The sequence below is a fragment of the Georgenia sp. Marseille-Q6866 genome, assembly GCF_965111665.1.
Map to the genome: position 1 here is coordinate 1 of NZ_CBCOOR010000023.1, position 18,417 is coordinate 18,417.

Here is an 18,417-nt window from a genome sequence, read left to right on the forward strand (position 1 = left end):
CCGCGTCCTGGGTGGGCGCGGCGTCCTTGGCGGGCGCAGCGTCCTGGGCGGGTGCCGGAGCCGTGGTCGGGGCCGTCGTGCGGCGTCGTCCACCCCTCGCCCGGGGTGCCTTGGCCGGTGCGTCGGCGGGAGCCGACCCTGTTGTGGGCTCGGCCGGTGCGGCCTCCTGCACCGCGCCGTCCTTCTCGAGGGCCGGAGCGGCGTCCTCGCGTCCGGCGGGCAGCGCGGCGGCGAGGGCCTCGAGCGAGGCGCGCACCTCCTCCGCGGACCGGGACGCGTCGGGCGCGGGCTCGGAGGCCCGGGCCGCGGGCAGCGACACCGTGCTCGGCTCGGCGGCGCGCTCGCGTCGGGGTGCCTTCTGCTGCGCGGGTGCCTTCTCCTGGGCCGGCGCCTTCTGCTGCGCGGGCGCGGCGTCCGGTGCGGCGTCGGCCGACGTGCCGTCCTCGTCCTCGGCGTGCGCCTGGGCGGCCGCGGCGGCGATCGTCGCGAGGGTGGCCTTGACGGCCTCCCGGGCGGCGACGGCCTCGGGGTCGTCCGAGACGGGAGCCGGCGCGGCGGCCGGGACGGCCACCTCGGCGGGACGACCACCGGTGGGGGCGGCGCCACGCTGCTTGCGACGACGGTTGCCGCCCTCGCCCTCAGCGGCGGAGCCGGAGCCCTTCTCCACAGGGTGGTCGTGGACGATGAAGCCGCGTCCACCGCAGTGCTCGCAGGGCTCGCTGAAGGCCTCGACGAGGCCCTGGCCCACCCGCTTGCGGGTCATCTGGACGAGCCCCAACGAGGTCACCTCCGCCACCTGGTGGCGGGTCCGGTCGCGGCCCAGGCACTCGACCAGTCGGCGCATCACGAGGTCGCGGTTGGACTCGAGCACCATGTCGATGAAGTCGATGACGATGATGCCGCCGATGTCCCTCAGCCGGAGCTGGCGGACGATCTCCTCCGCGGCCTCGAGGTTGTTCTTCGTCACCGTCTCCTCGAGCGTGCCACCCGAGCCGGTGAACTTGCCGGTGTTGACGTCGACGACCGTCATCGCCTCGGTGCGGTCGATGACGAGCGAGCCGCCGGAGGGAAGGTAGACCTTGCGGTCCATGCCCTTGGCCAGCTGCTCGTCGATGCGGTGCTCGGCGAAGACGTCACGCTGGTCGGTCCAGTGGTGCATCCGGTCGGCGAGGTCCGGGGACAGCTGACGGACGTAGGTGGAGATGGTGTCCCACGCGCCGTCACCGGAGACGGTGAGCGAGCGGAAGTCCTCGTTGAAGACGTCGCGGACCACGCGCACGGCGAGCTCCGGCTCCCCCTTGAGGAGCACCGGCGCGGACTTCGTCGACGCGGCCGCGGCCTCGATCTCGGCCCACTGGGCGGTGAGGCGCTCGACGTCGGCGCGCAGCTGCTCCTCGCTCGCACCCTCCGCGGCGGTGCGCACGATGACGCCCGCCCCCTCGGGGACGATCTGCTTGAGCAGCTTCTTGAGGCGGGCGCGCTCGTTCTCCGGCAGCTTGCGGGAGATCCCGGTCATCGCGCCCGAGGGCACGAGCACGAGGTAGCGGCCGGCGAGGGTCACCTGCGAGGTGAGGCGGGCGCCCTTGTGACCGATCGGGTCCTTGGTGACCTGGACGAGCACGGGGTCCCCGGAGGACAGCGCAGCCTCGATACGACGGGGCTGGCCCTCCTTGCCCATCGCGTCCCAGTTGACCTCGCCGGCGTACAGGACGGCGTTGCGTCCCTTGCCGAGGTCGACGAAGGCGGCCTCCATGCTCGGCAGGACGTTCTGCACCCGGCCGAGGTAGACGTTGCCGACCATCGAGGTCTGCGTCTGCTGAGCGACGTAGTGCTCGACGAGCACCCCGTCCTCGAGGACCGCGATCTGGGTGCGGCCGTCGCGCTCACGCACGACCATGTCGCGGTCGACGGCCTCGCGACGGGCGAGGAACTCGGCCTCGGTGATCGTCGTGCGGCGACGCCCGGCGTCGCGACCGTCGCGGCGGCGCTGACGCTTGGCCTCCAGGCGCGTGGAGCCCTTGAGCGCGGTGATCTCGTCGCGCGCGGCGCGGCCCTCGCGGGACGTGGCCGAGCCGTCGTCACCGCGGCTGCGGCGGCGACGGCGGCGACGGCGGCTCGCGCCCTCACCGTCGTCGTCGGAGTCGCCCTGGTCGTCGCTGTCGTCCGCGTCGTCAGAGTCGTCCTGGGCGTCCGACGCGTGCGTGTCGGTGTCCGGGCCATCGGCCGCCTCGGCGGCCTCGTCCTCGGTGTCGTCGGTGGAGTCGGAGTCCTCGGACTCGTCGGTCGACTCGTCGCGGCCGTTCCCACCGCGGTTGCGGCGGCCCCGTCCCCCACGACGACGACGACGGCGCGCGCCGCCACCCTCGCCGTTGCCGGCCTCGGCGTCGGTGGAGTCGGTGTCGGTGCGGGTCTCGTCGGTGGCCTCGGCGGGCTCGTCGGCCGGCGCGGGGCGGCCTCGGCGGCGGGCGCCTCGGCCGTGGCTGCGGGCTCCTCGGGGGCGGCGGGCTCCTCTGTGGCGGCCGTGCGGCGGCGCGGGCGCCGCCCTCGGTGCGGGAGCGGCGGCGGGCGCGGCTGGGGTCCGGCGCCTGGAAGAGCAGGGCCGTCGCGGGCAGGCGGACGTCCTCCGCCTCCTCCTCGGTCTCGTCCTCGTCGACGTCGGTGGCTGCCGGCTCGGCGGCGCTGAAGGAGGCGAGGACGTCGAGCTTCTGCGCGGCGTCACGGGCCGGGCGGCGCGAGCGCGACCGTGCGGGCGGGGCCTGCTCGGCGGTCTCGTCGGCAGCGGGCTGCGCCGCCTCCTCGACGGGCTGCTCGGCGGCATCCGCGTCGCGGGCCGGACGAACCTGGGAACGGGAGCTGCGCGCGGGCGCGGCGGCGGCACCGGAGTCGGCGGGGGCGGACTCGGCGGGTGCCCCGGTGGCGGCGCTCGCGCGGCGGCTACGGCCGCGGGCGGGCTTCTCGGGAGCGGTGTCGGCGGCGTCCGTCGTTGCGGTCTCCGGGGCGGCCTCGGCGGCCGCCTCCGTCGTCGCGGCGGCCGGGGCCTTGGCGCCACGCGCCTTGCGGGGCGCCTTGGCGGGCGCGGGGGTGTCGGTGGTCGCCGGCGCGTCGGTGGCCGCGGCGGCGTCGCTCGCGGCCGGGGCTGCGGGCTCGGCGGCCGCAGGCTCGGCGGCCGCGGGCTCGGTGCCCTTGGGCTCGGTGGCCTTGGGCTCGGTGGCCTTGGCGGTCCGGCGGCGCGGGGCGCGCTTGGCGGGGGCCGTGGTCTCAGCGGCGGGAGCCATCGCCTCGGCGGCGGGGGCCGAGGAGGTCTCGGCGGGAGCCGTCGTCTCGGCGGCCGGTGCCTGCTCGGCAGCGGCGGAGTCGGTGGACTCGGCGGTCGCAGCGGTCTTGCGGGCCCGGGGCGCGCGCTTCGTCGGGGCGGGAGCGGTCTCCTCGGTCGCGGCGTCGTCGGAGACGGGCGCCTTGCGGGCCCGAGGGGCGCGCTTGCGGGGCGCGGCGGGGGCGGTCTCCCTCTCGTCGGCGGGGGTGTCGGCGGCGCCGGCGGCGTCCGTCGTCTCCGCGGCGGCGGCCGTCTTGCGGGGCGCGCGCTTGCGCGGCGCCTTCGCTGCCTCGGGCTGCGGCTCGGCCGCAGTCTGCGGCTCGGCGGGTGCCTGCTCGGCGGGCGCCGGGGCCGTCGTGGCCCGGGTGACGCGGCGTCGCTTGGGCTGCTCCGCGGGCTGTGCCGAACCGGCGTCAGGTGTGGTCGTCATGTGAGTGTTTCCCTCGCCGCGGTCGCCGTCCACACCACCAGCGCCGCAGCGTATTCGTCGTCACCGGCGGGAGCCGGGGACGGAAGTCATCTGTTCACGTCCTCACCGCGCCGGGTGGCACTGCTCGGACGGCGACGGCTTCGCAGGCGCCGCTCGTCCGTCCCGGAGGACGTCCGGCGAGGCCTCTCGCCGCTTCAGCAAGCAGCGCACTCACCCGGATGGTGAGGCGGCGCGAAGTCGAGGCGAGTACCTACGTCGTCGTCGGGCCGGTGAACGGGGTGTGGACCTGTCCCTCGACCACGAGAAGTATCGCACAGGGGGTCCTCAGCGGCGCGAAGGACACCCGGCCCGTCGCCGGGACCTTGGTCCCACGGGGACATTTCCCCTGATTCCTACGGTGGCGATGTGCCCGGTCGGGGCACCTTCACGACCGAGGAGACCCGCAGTGGAAGCGCTCGACCTGGCCCGCTGGCAGTTCGGAATCACGACCGTCTACCACTTCGTGCTCGTGCCGCTGACGATCGGGCTCTCCCCGCTCGTCGCCATCATGCACACCGCGTGGGTGCGGACCGGCAAGGCCCACTGGCACCGACTGACGAAATTCTTCGGCAAGGTCCTCCTCATCAACTTCGCCCTCGGCGTCGCGACCGGCATCGTCCAGGAGTTCCAGTTCGGGATGAACTGGTCGGAGTACTCCCGCTTCGTCGGTGACATCTTCGGGGCGCCGCTCGCCATCGAGGCGCTGGCCGCCTTCTTCCTCGAGTCGACCTTCCTCGGCCTGTGGATCTTCGGCGAGGGCAAGCTGCCGCGGTGGCTGCACAACGCGTGCATCTGGGCCGTCGCCGTCGGCACCTCGCTGTCGGCCTACTGGATCCTCGCGGCCAACTCGTGGATGCAGCACCCGGTGGGCGCCGTCTACAACCCCGACACCGGCCGCGCGGAGCTGGACGGGGTCGGCGGCTTCCTCGAGGTGATGACGAACAACACCCTCGTCGCCGCCTACGCCCACACGATCACCGCCTCCTTCCTCGTGGCGGGCACCTTCGTCGCCGGGATCTGCGGCTGGTGGATGGTGCGTGCCGCCCGCTCCGGGGACACCGAGGAGGCCCGCCAGGTGTGGCGTCCCGGCGCGTACCTCGGGCTCGTCGCGACGCTCGTCGCCGGCCTCGGCGTCATCGCGAGCGGCGACGTCCAGGGCAAGCTCATGTACGAGCAGCAGCCGGGCAAGATGGCCGCCGCGGAGGCGGTCTGCCAGGGCGGGGAGGGCGTGGGCTTCTCCCTCCTGTCGATCGGCATCCCGGGCAGCAACGACTGCGAGGACATCAACCACGTCCTCGAGATCCCCTTCCTCACCTCCTTCCTCGGCACCGGCAGCTTCACCGGCCCGGACAGCTACCTGCCCGGCGTCGCCGACGTCCAGGCCCAGCAGATGGAGCTGTACGGGCACCTCGACAGCGTCGACGAGGACACCGAGCTCTACCCCAACCTCTTCATCTCCTTCTGGAGCTTCCGGCTCATGATCGGCCTGGCCGCTGGCTCCGCCGCCCTCGCCCTCGCCGGCTTCTGGCTGCTGCGCAAGGGCCGGATCACCGACTCGGTGTGGTTCTCGAGGCTGTGCCTCGTCGCGCTGCCCATGCCCTTCCTCGCCTCGAGCTTCGGGTGGATCTTCACCGAGATGGGCCGCCAGCCCTGGGTGGTCCACCCCAACCCGGCCAACCCCGTCGACCAGGTCATGCTGCTCACCACCGACGGCGTCTCCACCGTCGTCTCCCCCGGCACCGTCCTCACCTCCCTCGTCGTGTTCACGCTGCTGTACGCGGCCCTCGGCGTCGTGTGGTTCAGGCTCATCCGGCGCTACGTCCGGGAGGGCGTCGCCCCCGTCGAGCCGGACGGTCCCGACCGCGACGAGCAGCCCGCACCCACCCTGTCCTTCGCGTACTGAGGAGCCCCACCGTGGACCTGCCCCTGCTGTGGTTCGTGCTCATCGCCGTCCTGTGGACCGGCTACCTCGCCCTCGAGGGCTTCGACTTCGGCGTCGGGATGCTGCTGCGCACCTTCGCCCGTGACGAGAAGGAGCGCCGCGTCCTCCTGCGCACCATCGGGCCGGTGTGGGACGGCAACGAGGTGTGGCTGCTCACCGCGGGCGGCGCGACCTTCGCCGCGTTCCCCGAGTGGTACGCGACGATGTTCTCCGGCTTCTACCTGCCGCTGCTCCTCATCCTCGTCGCCCTCATCGTCCGCGTGTGCGCGCTCGAGTGGCGCGCGAAGATCAACGACCCGGTGTGGCGCGACCGCTGGGACTGGGCGCTGACCTTCGGCTCCTGGCTGCCCTCGATCCTCTGGGGCGTGGCCTTCGCCAACCTCGTCCAGGGCATGGAGATCGAGCTCGTCGACGGCACCCACCAGCTCACCGGCGGGTTCCTCTCCCTTCTCACGCCCTTCACGCTCCTCGGCGGGCTCGTCACCCTGGGGCTCTTCCTCACCCACGGCACGATCTTCGTCGCCCTCAAGACGGCCGGGCCCATCCACGTGCGCGCCGCGCGGCTGGCCCACCGGCTGTCCATCGGCTCCGGGCTCGTCGCCCTCGTGTGGGTGCTGTGGGCCCAGGCCCTGCACTCGACGACCCTCCTCACGCTCGTCCCGGCTGCCGTCGCCGCCGTGAGCCTCATCGGCGTCATCGCCGCCACCCGCCGGGGCCGCGAGGGCTGGGCCTTCGCCCTCCACACCGTGGGGATCGTCGGCGCCGTCGCCTTCATCTTCACGACGATGTTCCCGAACGTCATGCCCTCGTCGATCGACCCGGCCTTCTCCCTGTCGATCGCCGAGGCCGCCGCCACCGGGCCCACGCTCACCGTGATGAGCATCGTCGCGCTCGTCTTCGTGCCTGTCGTCCTCGGCTACCAGGGGTGGACGTACTGGGTGTTCCGCAAGCGCGTGTGGGTGAGCGACATCGTCGGTGACGAGGGGCTGCACCCCACCGAGGAGCGCGCCGAGGCGGCCACCGGGCCGAGTGCGGGTCGCGGCTAGGTGAAGCCCCTCGACCCCCGGCTGCTGCGCCACGCCCGGGCGGCGCGCCGCTACATCGCGCTCACCACGGTCCTCGGGCTCGCCTCGGCGGGGCTCGTCGTCGCGCAGGCGATCCTCGTCGCCGGGGCCGTCGCGCCGGTCGTCGACGGCGACGCGGGCTGGGCGGAGGTCGCCCCGTTCGTCGGGTGGTTTGCCGTCGTCGCCCTCGCGCGCGTGCTCGTCACGGTGGTCCAGGAGTCGCTCGCCCACCGCGCGGCCGCCGACGTCGTCGCCGAGCTGCGCGCGGGCGTCCTCGCCCACGCCGTCGCCCTCGGTCCGCGAGGGCTGCGCGAGCCGAGCGAGGTCGTCACGCTCGTCACCCGCGGGCTGGACGACCTCGAGCCCTACTTCGTCCGCTACCTGCCCCAGCTGCTCCTCGCCGCGACGCTCACCCCGGCCACGCTCGTCGTCGTCGCCGGCCTGGACCTCGGCTCGGCGGCGATCGTCGCCGGGACGATCCCGCTCATCCCGGTGTTCATGTGGCTCATCGGCGTCCTCACCCAGCGCTTCGCGGCGGAGCGGCTGGTGGCGATGCAGCGGCTCGGCGCCCAGCTCCTCGACCTCCTCGCCGGCCTCACCACCCTCAAGGCCCTCGGCCGCGAGCACGGCCCCGGCACCCGCGTCCGCGCCCTGGGCCGCGCCTACACGCGCACGACGATGAGCACGCTCAAGGTCGCCTTCCTCTCCGGCGCGGTCCTCGAGTTCCTTGCCTCCATCGCCGTCGCCCTCGTCGCGGTGACGGTGGGCATGCGCCTCGTCTACGGCGACCTCGACCTCACGACCGCCCTGGCCGTCCTCATGCTCGCCCCCGAGGCGTACCGCCCCATCCGCGAGGTCGGCACCCAGTTCCACGCCTCCGCCGACGGCCTGGCCGCCGCCGAGCAGGCCTTCGCCGTCCTCGAGCGGCCCCTGCCACCGGCCGGCACCCGCTCCGCCCCCACCTTCGGCGGCCTCGTGCTCGACGGCGTGGGCGTGCTCGCCCCCGGCCGTGACGTCGTCGCCCCCGCGGGTCTGTCGGTGCGTGTCGCGCCGGGCCGCGTCACCGCGCTCGTCGGCCCGTCGGGCGGCGGGAAGACGACGACGGCGATGCTCGCCCTGGGGCTGCTGCGCCCCGACACCGGCCGGGTGCTCGTCGTGCCGGCCGCGGGCGGTGAGCCGGTCGACCTCGCCGGCCTCGACCCCGCGTCCTGGCACGCCCAGGTCACCTGGGTGCCCCAGCGGCCGGTCCTCGTGCCGGGGACGGTGGCGGACGCCGTCGTCGGGGAGTCCGGGGAGGTGGACGGGCGGGCGGAGGCCGCGGCCCGCGCCAGCGGCCTCGACGAGGTCCTCGCCGCGCTCCCGCTGGGCTGGGACACGCCCCTCGGCCAGGGTGGCACCGGGCTGTCGCTCGGGCAGCGCCAGCGCGTGGCGCTCACCCGGGCGCTGCTCGACCCGGCGGCGCTCGTCGTCCTCGACGAGCCCTCCGCCCACCTCGACGCCGCCTCCGAGCAGCGGGTCCTCGACGTCGTCTCGGCACTGCGCGACCAGGGGCGGGCGGTCCTCGTCATCGCCCACCGGCCCCGGCTCGTCACGCTGGCCGACGACGTCGTCGAGGTGCGCAGCGCCCCGCGCGACGCGGAGTCGGTGGCCGCCACCGCCCGCGGGGGTGCGGCATGAACCTGCCCCTGTCCCCCGCCGAGCGGCTCGCCCTGCGGCGCGCCGTCAGCCTCCTCGACCTCGACCGGTGGCGCTTCCTCCTCGCCGTCCTCGCCGGGACGGCGGGGCTGGGCAGCGCCGTCGGCCTGTCCGCGACCGCCGCGTGGCTCATCACCCGCGCCTCGCAGATGCCACCGGTCCTCGAGCTCGGCGTCGCGTCGGTGGCGGTGCGGACCTTCGGGATCGCACGCGGCCTCATGCGTTACGTCGAGCGGCTCGTGTCCCACGACGTCGCCCTGCGCGGGATGGCGACGCTCCGCGAGCGCGTCTACACCACCCTCGCCGACGCCCCCACCGACGTCGTCTCCGGGCTGCGGCGCGGGGACGTGCTCGCCCGCACGGGTGCCGACGTCGACGCCGTCGGGGACGTCGTCGTGCGCGCCCTGCTGCCCGCCGCGGTGGCCGCCACGGTCGGGGTGGGCACGGTGACGCTCGTCGCGTGGCTCCACCTCGGGATCGGCGCGGTCCTCGCGGGGTGCCTGCTCCTGGCCGGCGTGGCGGGGCCCCTGCTCACCGTGCGGGCCGCCCGCCTCGACGAGCTCGCCCAGGCGCGGGCGCGCACCGAGCTGACCGCCGGGGCGATGGCGATGGTCGAGGGCGCCGCCGAGCTCACCGTCTCCGGTGGGCTCCCGCGCGCCCGCGCCGCCCTCGCCGGCACCGAGCAGCGACTCGCCCGCGCCAAGGACGCCGCCGCCCGCCCCGCCGCGCTGGCCGCCGGCACCGACCACCTCGCCATGGGCGTCGCGGTCCTCGCTGCACTCGTCCTCGGCGTCCACGCGACGGTGGCCGGGACGATGGAGGCGGTGGAGCTCGCGGTCGTCGTCCTCACCCCGCTCGCGGCCTTCGAGGGCACCGCCCTGCTCGGGCCGGCCGCCGTCCAGCTCGTCCGCTCCGCCGAGGCGGCCGTGCGGGTGACCGAGCTGCTCGACGGCGCGAGCGCGGGCCGCAGCGCCGACGGTCTGGCCGACGGCGCGGGGCGGGCCGACGGCGCGGGGCGGGCCGACGGTGCGGGTCGGGCCGACGGTGCGCCGCGGGCCGCTACCGGCGCGGGTGAGGACCGTGCGGCCACGGCCACGCGCGCCGCCGGGGACCCGCCCGTCCTGCGGGCCCGGGACCTCGCCGTGGGCTGGCCGCGGACCGGGGTCGTGGCGGAGGGACTGGACCTCGAGCTGCGGCCGGGCCGCAGCGTCGCCGTCGTCGGGCCGAGCGGGATCGGCAAGACGACCCTCCTGCTCACCCTCGCGGGCCTGCTCCCGCCGCGGGGCGGTGAGGTCCTCCTCGGTGCGGCGCCCGTCGCGGGGCTGGACCGGCGGGCCGTGAGCGGCGCCGTCGTCCTCACCGCCGAGGACGCGCACGTCTTCGGCACGACCGTCCTGGAGAACCTCCGGGTAGCCCGCGGTGACGTGAGCCCCGCGGAGGCCGTCGAGCTGCTCGCCCGCGCGGGACTCGCCGAGTGGCTCGCTGCCCTGCCGGACGGCGTCGACACCCTCCTCGACAGCGACGCGACGTCCCTGTCCGGCGGCGAGCGCCGCCGGCTCCTCCTCGCCCGCGCCCTCGCCAGCCGGGCGCCGCTCCTCCTCCTCGACGAGCCGGGCGAGCACCTCGACCCGGACACGGCCGACCGTCTCGTCGCCGACCTGCTCGGCACCCGCGACTCCGGCCGAGGTGTCCTCCTCGTCACCCACCGGCTCACGCCGCTCGCGGCGGCGGACGAGGTCGTCGTGCTGGGCGCGTCAGGGGGACCGGCTACCGTGCTCGCACGGGGTCCTCACGAGCACCTCCTCGCGACTCTGCCCTCCTACCGGTGGGCCGCGGAGCAGGAGGCACGGTGAGGCCGGACGCGCGAGAGAGGACCACCATGCCCAACCCGGAGGCCCGCGCCCGGCTGCTCCGCGCCGCCATCGGGCTCACCTCGAGCCTCGAGCTCGACACCGTCCTCAAGGGCTTCGTCGACAGTGCCGCCGGCCTCACCCAGGCGCGCTACGCGGCCATCGCCGTGCTCGACAACCGGGGCGACACCGCCACCTTCGTCCAGCACGGGGTCGACGAGGAGACCGAGCGGCGCCTCGGCCACGCCCCCCACGGCCACGGCGTCTTCGCCGAGATCCCTACCCACGGCCACCTCCTCCTCGACTCCATCACCGACCACCCCGCCTTCGGCGGCTGGCCCGCCGCCCACCCGCACATGGACGGCTTCCTCGGCGTGCCGGTGCGCATCCGCGAGCAGGTCTTCGGGCGGCTCTACCTCGCCGACAAGCCGGGCGGCTTCACCGAGGACGACGCCCGCGCCATGGAGCAGCTCGCCTCCGCGGCCGCCGTCGCCGTCGTCAACGCCCAGCGCTACGCCGACGCCCGCGACCGCGAGCGCTGGGTGACCGTGAGCCAGGAGATCACCAGTCAGCTGCTGTCCGGCGCCGAGGAGGAGGAGGCGCTCGAGCTCATCGCCGCCAAGGTCCGCGAGGTCGCCCGCGTGGACGCCGCCCTCATCGTGCTGCCCTCCGTGGGCGACACGTGGATGTGCGAGATCGCCGACGGAGAGGGTGCCCAGGACGTCATCGGCGCCGTCTTCCCCCCGGAGGGCCGCGCCCGCACGGTGCTGGCCAACGGCGTCGGCACGATCGTCGACTCGATGTCCCGCGCCCGCTCCCTGCGCGTCCCCCAGCTCTCGCGCTACGGGCCCGCGCTGTACGCGCCGATGATGTCCCAGGGCGTGGGCCGAGGCGTGCTCATCCTCCTGCGGCTGCAGGGCGGGGCGGAGTTCACGCCCGCGGAGCTCGAGGTCGCCGAGGTCGTCGCCGCGCAGGCCGCCGTCGCGCTCGAGCTGGCGGCCGCCCGGCACGCCGAGGACGTCTCCTCCCTCTTCGAGGAGCGCCAGCGTATCTCCCGCGACCTCCACGACCTCGCCGTCCAGCAGCTCTTCGCCACCGGCATGCAGCTCGAGACGGTCCGGGTGGCCGCCGTCGCGAACCCGGACACGGCCTGGATCGCCGAGAGCCTCGAGGACGCCCTCACGAGCGTGGACGAGAGCGTGCGCCAGATCCGGTCCATCGTCCACTCCCTGCGCGAGCCGGACGAGGCCGTCGGGCTCGTCGAGCGGCTGCGGCGGGAGACCTCCCTCGCGCGCACCGGGCTCGGCTTCGCGCCCTCCCTCCTCATCGCCGTCGACGGCCGCCTCGTGCGCGACGTCGCCGACGAGCTCGACCTCGCCGCCTCCCCCGCCGAGCTGCTCGACGCCCGCGTGGACGACGACATCGCCGACGACGTCGTCGCCGTCGTGCGCGAGGGGCTGGCCAACGCGGCCCGCCACGCCCGCGCGTCCTCGGTGCAGGTGCGCGTCACCGTCCGCGGCTCCGGCGTGCACGGGCGGGTCGCCGTCGAGGTCGAGGACGACGGCGTGGGCGTGGACCGCGCGTCCACGCGCCGCTCGGGGCTGGACAACCTCGCCGTGCGCGCCCGCCGCCACGGCGGCACCTTCTCCCTCGGCCGCAGCGACTCGGGCGACGGCACGCTGCTGTCCTGGCAGGTCCCGCTCACCTGAGAGCCGCCGGCGCCTGCCACGCCTCTGGGACGCACATCCGGTCTCCGGGGAGGTGGTCGGATGGGCGTCCAAGCGACCGGGAGTGCGTACGAAGCGAGAGGGTGGTTAGGCGCGCCAGCCCTTGGCGCGCTGGCCTGCGACCCACGCGGCCACCTGCGTGCGGCGCTGGAGGCCCATCTTCGCGAGCAGCGAGGTGATGTGGTTCTTCACCGTCTTCTCCGCGACACCGAGCTTCTCGCCGATCTCGCGGTTGGACAGGCCGTCGCCGATGAGGTCGAGGACCTTGCGCTCGGAGGGCGTGAGGTCGGCCGTCGGGTCGTCGTGGTCGGCGCGGCGGCGGGTGACGGTGCGGTCGTCCAGGAGCGTGCGGCCGGCGGCCACGGCCTTGATGACGTCGGCGATCTCGGCGCCGCGCACCGTCTTGAGGAGGTAGGCGCGGGCGCCGGCCTCCAGGGCCTCGGCGAGCGCGTCGTCGTCGTCGAAGGACGTGAGGACGACGGCGCGGGCCTCGGGGACGGTCTCGCGCAGCGCGCGGATGATGTCGATGCCGGTGCCGTCGGGCAGCTGGAGGTCGACGAGGAGGATCTCGGGGCGCACGAGCGGCGCGCGGCGCAGCGTCTCGGCGACGGAGCCGCCCTCGGCGACGACGGTGAGGCCCTCGGAGCGGTCGACGATCTCGGCGATGCCGCGTCGCACCACCTCGTGGTCGTCGATGATCATGACGCGGATGTCGCGCGCCGCGGAGGGGGTCTGCTCGGTCACGCCTCGACCCTAGCGCCCCCGGCGGCGCGGACTGCTACGGCTCGGCGGTGCGCCCCGGAATACCACGCCCGCGTACCCTCGGCGGGTGACCAGTGCCCCCACCGAGACCGCCGACGTCGTCGTCCAGCGCGTGCGCGAGCGCTTCGACACCGGCGTCACCCGCCCGCTGTCGTGGCGGCTGGGGCAGCTGGACCGGCTCGCCGCACTGCTCACCGAGAACGCCGGGGAGATCGAGCGGGCGCTGCACGCCGACCTCCGCAAGTCCCCCACCGAGAGCCACCTCACCGAGATCGGCGTGCTCCTCGAGGAGATCCGCCACACCCGCAAGCACCTGCGCGGGTGGCTCGCGCCGCAGCGGGTGAGGGTGCCGTGGCAGTACCAGCCCGCCCGGGCCTCCCTCGTCCTCGAGCCGCTCGGCACGGTCCTCGTCATCGCGCCGTGGAACTACCCCGTCTTCCTCCTCCTCGGCCCGCTGGTCGGCGTGCTGGCCGCGGGCAACACCGCCGTCCTCAAGCCCTCCGAGCTCGCGCCGCGCACGGCCGAGGTGCTCAAGCGGCTCGTCCCCCGCTACCTCGACGGCGTCGCCGTCGTCACCGGCGGACCGGACCGCACCACCGAGCTGCTGCGCGAGCGTTTCGACCACATCGTCTTCACCGGTGGCGGCAGGGTCGCGCGGATCGTCATGACGGCGGCCGCCGAGCACCTCACGCCCGTCACCCTCGAGCTCGGCGGGAAGTCCCCCGCGTGGGTCGACGCGACGACCGACCTGCCCGCCGCGGCGAAGCGCATCGCGTGGGGCAAGCTCGTCAACGCCGGGCAGACCTGCGTCGCGCCGGACTACCTCCTGGCCCCGCCCGACGTCGCCCGGGCCCTGGAGCCGCTCCTCGCCCGCGAGATCCGCGCCATGTACGGCAGCGACCCGGCCACCAGCCCGGACTTCGGGCGGATCGTCACGAGCGAGCACGCCGCGCGCCTGGACCGGATGGTGAGCGAGTCGGTCGCGGCCGGCGCGCGCGTCGTCGTCGGCGGGGAGGCGGACGTGCCCGGGCGCTACGTGCCCCCGACCGTGCTCGCCGACGTCACCCCCGACTCCCCCGTCATGGCCGAGGAGATCTTCGGCCCGGTCCTGCCGATCGTCCCCGTCCCGGACCTCGACGCCGCGATCACCCACGTCCGCGCCGGGGACAAGCCCCTCGCGCTGTACGCCTTCACCGCCGACGAAGGAGTGCGCGCCCGCCTGCTGCGGGAGACGTCGTCGGGCGCGGTGGGCTTCGACGTGCCGCTCGTCCAGGCCTCGATGCCGTCCCTGCCCTTCGGCGGCGTCGGCGCCTCCGGGACGGGCGCCTACCACGGGGAGGCCTCGGTGCGGGCCTTCAGCCATGCCAAGCCGGTGGTGCGCAAGCCGCTCCTGCCGGACACGCTCGGCGCGATCCGCCCGCCCTTCACCGCCGTGCGGCGGGCGCTGGCGCGGCGTCTGCTCTGAGGAGGCTCTCCACCGGACGGGGTGTGGGGCCGGTCCGGCTCGACTGGGTGTGGACTCCTGGTCCTCAGGCAGGCCGGGCCGCGCGGTCAGACCCGCGAGGGCCGCTGGCAGCGCGGGCAGAAGGTCGAGGACCGGCCCATGAAGGACTCGCGGCGCATCGAGGTGCCGCAGCGCCGGCACGGCTCGCCCGCGCGGCCGTAGGCGTCCAGCGAGCGCGCGAAGTAGCCGCTCGCCCCCTCGACGTCGACGTAGAGCGCGTCGAAGGACGTGCCCCCGGCCGCCAGTGCCTCGCGCATGACGGCCTCGGCCGCGTCGAGGAGCTCGAGCGCGGCGCGCTGGGTGAGCCGGTCGGTGGCACGCCGCGGGTGCAGGCGCGCGCGCCACAGCGCCTCGTCGGCGTAGATGTTGCCGATGCCGGAGACGAGCGACTGGTCGAGCAGGGCGCGCTTGACCTCGGTGCGCCGCTGCCGCAGCCGGCGTCCGAGGGCGGCGCGGTCCAGCTGCGGGTCGAGCGGGTCGCGAGCGATGTGGGCTGCGGGCTCGGGCAGCGCGGGGACCGCCGCACCGTGCCCGCCCGGCCCGCCGTCCGCCGTCGGGACGAGGTCGGCGACGAGCAGGTGGCCGAAAGTGCGCTGGTCGACGAACCAGAGCCGGGCGCCGTCGTCGAGGTCGAGGGAGACGCGCAGGTGGCGGGTCGGGTCCGGCGGGACGCCGGGGGCGGCGGTGGGTGCGCTCGTGCCCGGAGGAGTCCGGCTGTCGACGGCAGAGGGGCTCGCCGCCGGTGGGTGGACGAGGTGCTCGGGTGGGGGCAGGGTGACCGCCGCCGTGTCCTCCCGGCGCACGAGCAGCTGGCCGCTCATGCCGAGGTGGACGAGCAGGGCCTCCTCGGGCTCGTCGTCGAGCACGAGCCACAGGTACTTGCCGCGGCGCACCGCCGCGGACAGGGTGCGCCCCGCGAGCCGCCCGGGCAGGTCGAGCGCCCCGCCCGCGTGCCGGCGCACCGCCCGGGGGTGGTGGACGACGGCGCCCTCCACCCGCCGGCCGAGCACGTGCCGGGCCAGCCCGTCACGGACGGTCTCGACCTCGGGCAGCTCGGGCACCGTCTGCCTCAGGCGCTCTCGACGAGGAGCCGGGCGTAGGCGTCCTCCGCGGCCTGCTGCTCGGCGACCTTCTTCGCCGGGCCGGAGCCGGTGCCCCAGGCCTGCTCGGCGACGATGACGGTGGCGGTGAAGCTGCGCGCGTGGTCCGGCCCGGTGCCGACGACCTGGTAGGTCGGGGCGGGCAGCCCACGGGAGGCGACGAGCTCCTGGAGGCTCGTCTTCCAGTCCAGCCCCGCGCCGAGCGTCGCGGCCTGCGCGAGGAGGCCGGCGACGAGCCGCTCGATCATCGCGCGGGTGGGCTCGAGGCCGTTGCACAGGTAGGCGGCGCCGATGAGGGCCTCGACGGTGTCGGAGAGGATCGAGTCCTTCTCCCGCCCGCCGGTCACCAGCTCGCCGCGGCCGAGCAGGATGAAGTCGCCCAGGCCGAGCTCGCGCGCGACCCCGGCGAGCGCACGCTGGCTCACGGTCGCGGCGCGCATGCGGGCGAGGTCGCCCTCGGCGGTCCCGGCGTTGGCGCGGTAGAGCCGCTCGGTGACGACGAGCCCGAGCACGGTGTCCCCGAGGAACTCCAGTCGCTCGTTGGTGGGGATGCCGCCCGCCTCGTGGGCGAAGGAGCGGTGGGTGAGGGCCAGGACGAGCAGCTCGGGGTCGATGTGGATGCCGAGCCGCTCGAGGAGCACGTCGACGTCGTCACGCGCCGGGCCGGCGGCCACCTTCCGGCCCATCAGCGCGCCTCGCCGTCGGTCCCGTCCGCGGCGGCGTCGCCCTCAGGATCGGCCAGGCCCGCGAGCGCCGCCCAGCGGGGGTCGACGTCCACGTGCTCGTGGTCGGCGGGCAGGTCGTCGAGCCGCTCGCCGCAGCCGGCGCACAGGCCGGCGCAGCCCGGCTCGCACAGCGGGCGGAAGGGCATGGCCGTGACGACGGCGTCGCGCACGACCGGCTCGAGGTCGAGCAGCTCGCCCTCGAGCTCGAGCATGTCCTCCGCCTCCTCGTCGCCGTCGGCGAGGGCGGCCGCGCGGGCGCCGGGGTAGAAGAAGAGCTCGCTCACCTCGATGGTGCGCGACTCGGTGATCTCACGCAGGCAGCGGGAGCACTCGCCCTGGAGCTCGACGGCGGCGTCGCCGGAGACGAGCACGCCCTCCATGACGGCCTCGAGCCGCAGGTCGAGCCGGATGTCGGAGGTCGGCACGACCCACATGACGGCGGTGCCGAAGTCCTGGGGAGCGGGGACCGCGCGCTCCACCGTCCGCAGCGTCCCCGGCTGGCGCGCGAGGTCGTGGGTGCTGATCACGAACGGTGATCGAGAGTCCATGGTCACTCCTGGTGAGACGGCGAGACTGCGAGCCGCGGGCGGCCCGCAGCCGCTTCACGCTACCCCACCCCCTCCTCCCCCACGTGGTGAGGTGGGCGACACCGCAGGCGCTTGGCGACGGCGGTGGGCGGGGTCAGGACTCCGGCGCCGGGTCCGTCGTCGCGAGGCGGTCGCGGCCGGCGCGGACCTGCTTGGCGATGGCGCCGAGGTCGATCTCGAACTGGGCGAGCTGGCGGTCGCAGTAGTCGTTGGCGCCGCGGGCGAGCTCGGCGGCCCGCTCCTCGGCGGCCGTGATGATCTGCTCGGCGCGCTGGCCGGCCATCTCGACGACGCTCTCCTGCGCGACGAGCCGCTCGGCCTGCTCCTCGGCCTCCTGGAGGATGCGCGCCGCCCGCTCCCGTGCCTCGGCGAGGACGTCCTCCGCACCGGTGAGGACGTCGTCGGCGGCCTGGATCTCCCCCGGCACGACGGCCTTGGCCGCGGCGATGAGGTCGAGCGCCTCCGCGCGGTTGACGAGCACGGACGCGGACATCGGCATCTGCCGGGCCTCGGTGACGAGCGAGGTGAGCTCGTCGAGGATGGCGATGAGCGAGGCGCCGTCGTGGTCCTCGGCGGGGGCGGTCATTCCGGTCCTCCAGGGTGGGGGAAGGCCTCACGCAGGGCGTGCGCGACGGCGGGCGGGACGAGGTCGGAGACGTCGCCGCCGTGGCGGGCGACGTCCTTGACGAGGGAGGAGGCGACGTGCGCGAGCGCGCCGTCGCCGACGAGGAAGACCGTCTCGATGCCGGACAGGTGCCGGTTCATCAGGGCCATGGGCTGCTCGGCGTCGAAGTCGGCCCCACCCCGCAGGCCCTTGACGACGGCGGTGGCCCCGACGCGGCGGCAGTAGTCGGCGAGCAGCCCGTCGACGACGTCCACGCGCACGTCCAAGCCCTCGGTCGCCTCGCGGGCGAGCGCGACGCGCTGCTCGAGGGAGAAGAGGGAGGTCTTGCGGGAGTTGTGCGCGACGGCGAGGACGACCTCGTCGAACATGCTCCGCGCGCGGCGCACGACGTCGAGGTGCCCGAGGGTGACGGGGTCGAAGGAGCCGGGGCAGACGGCCAGGCTCATCGCTGCTCCCCCGCTCGCTCGCCCATGTCGGTCACCGTAACCGGCTCCTCGCCGGGCGCGGTGGAGGCGAACCACAGTGTCGTGTCGCCGTAGCGGCGCTCGTCGGTGCGCTCGAGGGCGGGGGGCCACGTCGGCTCGGGGCTGCGGCGCGAGCGCTCGACGACGACGACGGCGTCCGGCGCCAGCCACGCCGTGAGGGCGGCGAGCACGTCCCCGAGGTCGGTCTCGGTGACGTCGTAGGGCGGGTCGACGAGGACGAGGTCGTAGGCGGTGCTCGGCGCGCCCATGAGGTAGCCGCGGGCGGTGCCGGCGACGACGACGGCGGTGTCCCGCAGCCCGAGCGCGGCGACGTTGCTCCGGCAGGCGGCGGCGGCAGGCTTCGCGGAGTCGACGAGCGTGACGCCCGCGGCGCCGCGGCTGGCGGCCTCCAGCCCCAGTGCGCCGGAGCCGGCGTACAGGTCCAGGACGCGGGCGCCGTCGACGACGCCCAGGTGCTCCAGCCGCGAGAACAGTGCCTCGCGCACCCGCTCGCTCGTCGGGCGCGTGGCCCCCTTGGGGACGGTGAGCGTGCGCCCGCCCGACACCCCGGACACGATCCTCGTCACGGC

At 75.3% G+C, this 18,417-nt stretch carries 14 protein-coding genes; 6 read left to right on the forward strand and 8 right to left on the reverse strand.

The annotated features are described in order from the left end of the window. A partial coding sequence (locus tag ACWPXV_RS15265) for an Rne/Rng family ribonuclease (RefSeq protein WP_454086054.1) occupies positions 1-3,157 on the reverse strand: 3,157 nt, incomplete at its 3' end. A 1,031-nt stretch (positions 3,158-4,188) separates the two neighbouring features. Between ACWPXV_RS15265 and ACWPXV_RS15270 the strand changes: the two genes are divergently transcribed. The 5 genes from ACWPXV_RS15270 to ACWPXV_RS15290 are packed head-to-tail and all read left to right on the forward strand — an operon-like array spanning position 4,189 to position 12,042. Continuing rightward, positions 4,189-5,685, forward strand: coding sequence for a cytochrome ubiquinol oxidase subunit I (locus ACWPXV_RS15270; protein WP_454086019.1), 1,497 nt, complete (start codon positions 4,189-4,191; stop codon positions 5,683-5,685). Positions 5,686-5,696: 11 nt separating this feature from the next. Beyond that, complete coding sequence (cydB, locus tag ACWPXV_RS15275) at positions 5,697-6,770, forward strand: cytochrome d ubiquinol oxidase subunit II (protein ID WP_454086020.1); 1,074 nt, start codon at positions 5,697-5,699, stop codon at positions 6,768-6,770. Continuing rightward, positions 6,771-8,465: a thiol reductant ABC exporter subunit CydD gene (cydD, locus tag ACWPXV_RS15280; protein ID WP_454086021.1), complete on the forward strand. Its 1,695-nt coding sequence runs from the start codon at positions 6,771-6,773 to the stop codon at positions 8,463-8,465. Beyond that, a complete protein-coding gene (cydC, locus tag ACWPXV_RS15285; protein ID WP_454086022.1) occupies positions 8,462-10,336 on the forward strand; it encodes a thiol reductant ABC exporter subunit CydC in 1,875 nt (624 codons plus the stop codon). The genes cydD and cydC overlap by 4 nt, the downstream gene beginning before the upstream one ends. Positions 10,337-10,362: 26 nt before the next feature. Further along, a complete protein-coding gene (locus ACWPXV_RS15290; protein ID WP_454086023.1) occupies positions 10,363-12,042 on the forward strand; it encodes a GAF domain-containing sensor histidine kinase in 1,680 nt (559 codons plus the stop codon). Between the two features lie 105 nt (positions 12,043-12,147). On the opposite strand, the gene ACWPXV_RS15295 is transcribed toward ACWPXV_RS15290, so the two are convergent. Beyond that, on the reverse strand, positions 12,148-12,762 hold the full coding sequence (locus ACWPXV_RS15295) for a response regulator (RefSeq protein WP_454086055.1): 615 nt from the start codon (positions 12,760-12,762) through the stop codon (positions 12,148-12,150). A 127-nt stretch (positions 12,763-12,889) separates the two neighbouring features. On the opposite strand from ACWPXV_RS15295, the gene ACWPXV_RS15300 reads away from it, so the two are divergent. Beyond that, positions 12,890-14,287, forward strand: a complete 1,398-nt coding sequence (locus tag ACWPXV_RS15300) for an aldehyde dehydrogenase family protein (protein ID WP_454086024.1) — start codon at positions 12,890-12,892, stop codon at positions 14,285-14,287. A gap of 86 nt (positions 14,288-14,373) precedes the next feature. Here the strand turns inward: ACWPXV_RS15300 and mutM are convergent, their stop codons facing one another. From mutM to rsmD, 6 genes are all read right to left on the reverse strand, one after another. Then, on the reverse strand, positions 14,374-15,387 hold the full coding sequence (gene mutM, locus ACWPXV_RS15305) for a bifunctional DNA-formamidopyrimidine glycosylase/DNA-(apurinic or apyrimidinic site) lyase (RefSeq protein WP_454086025.1): 1,014 nt from the start codon (positions 15,385-15,387) through the stop codon (positions 14,374-14,376). Positions 15,388-15,395: 8 nt separating this feature from the next. After that, the gene (gene rnc / locus ACWPXV_RS15310) at positions 15,396-16,112 is read right to left on the reverse strand and encodes a ribonuclease III (protein ID WP_454086026.1); all 717 of its coding nucleotides are present in this window, start codon (positions 16,110-16,112) and stop codon (positions 15,396-15,398) included. Next, positions 16,112-16,699, reverse strand: coding sequence for a YceD family protein (locus ACWPXV_RS15315; protein ID WP_454086027.1), 588 nt, complete (start codon positions 16,697-16,699; stop codon positions 16,112-16,114). Before ACWPXV_RS15315 ends, rnc begins: the two co-directional genes overlap by 1 nt. 133 nt (positions 16,700-16,832) lie before the next feature. Further along, positions 16,833-17,324, reverse strand: coding sequence for a hypothetical protein (locus ACWPXV_RS15320; RefSeq protein WP_251840062.1), 492 nt, complete (start codon positions 17,322-17,324; stop codon positions 16,833-16,835). Further along, a complete protein-coding gene (gene coaD / locus ACWPXV_RS15325; RefSeq protein WP_454086028.1) occupies positions 17,321-17,809 on the reverse strand; it encodes a pantetheine-phosphate adenylyltransferase in 489 nt (162 codons plus the stop codon). Before coaD ends, ACWPXV_RS15320 begins: the two co-directional genes overlap by 4 nt. Then, on the reverse strand, positions 17,806-18,414 hold the full coding sequence (gene rsmD / locus ACWPXV_RS15330) for a 16S rRNA (guanine(966)-N(2))-methyltransferase RsmD (protein WP_454086029.1): 609 nt from the start codon (positions 18,412-18,414) through the stop codon (positions 17,806-17,808). The genes coaD and rsmD overlap by 4 nt, the downstream gene beginning before the upstream one ends. Between the last annotated feature and the right edge of the window lie 3 nt (positions 18,415-18,417).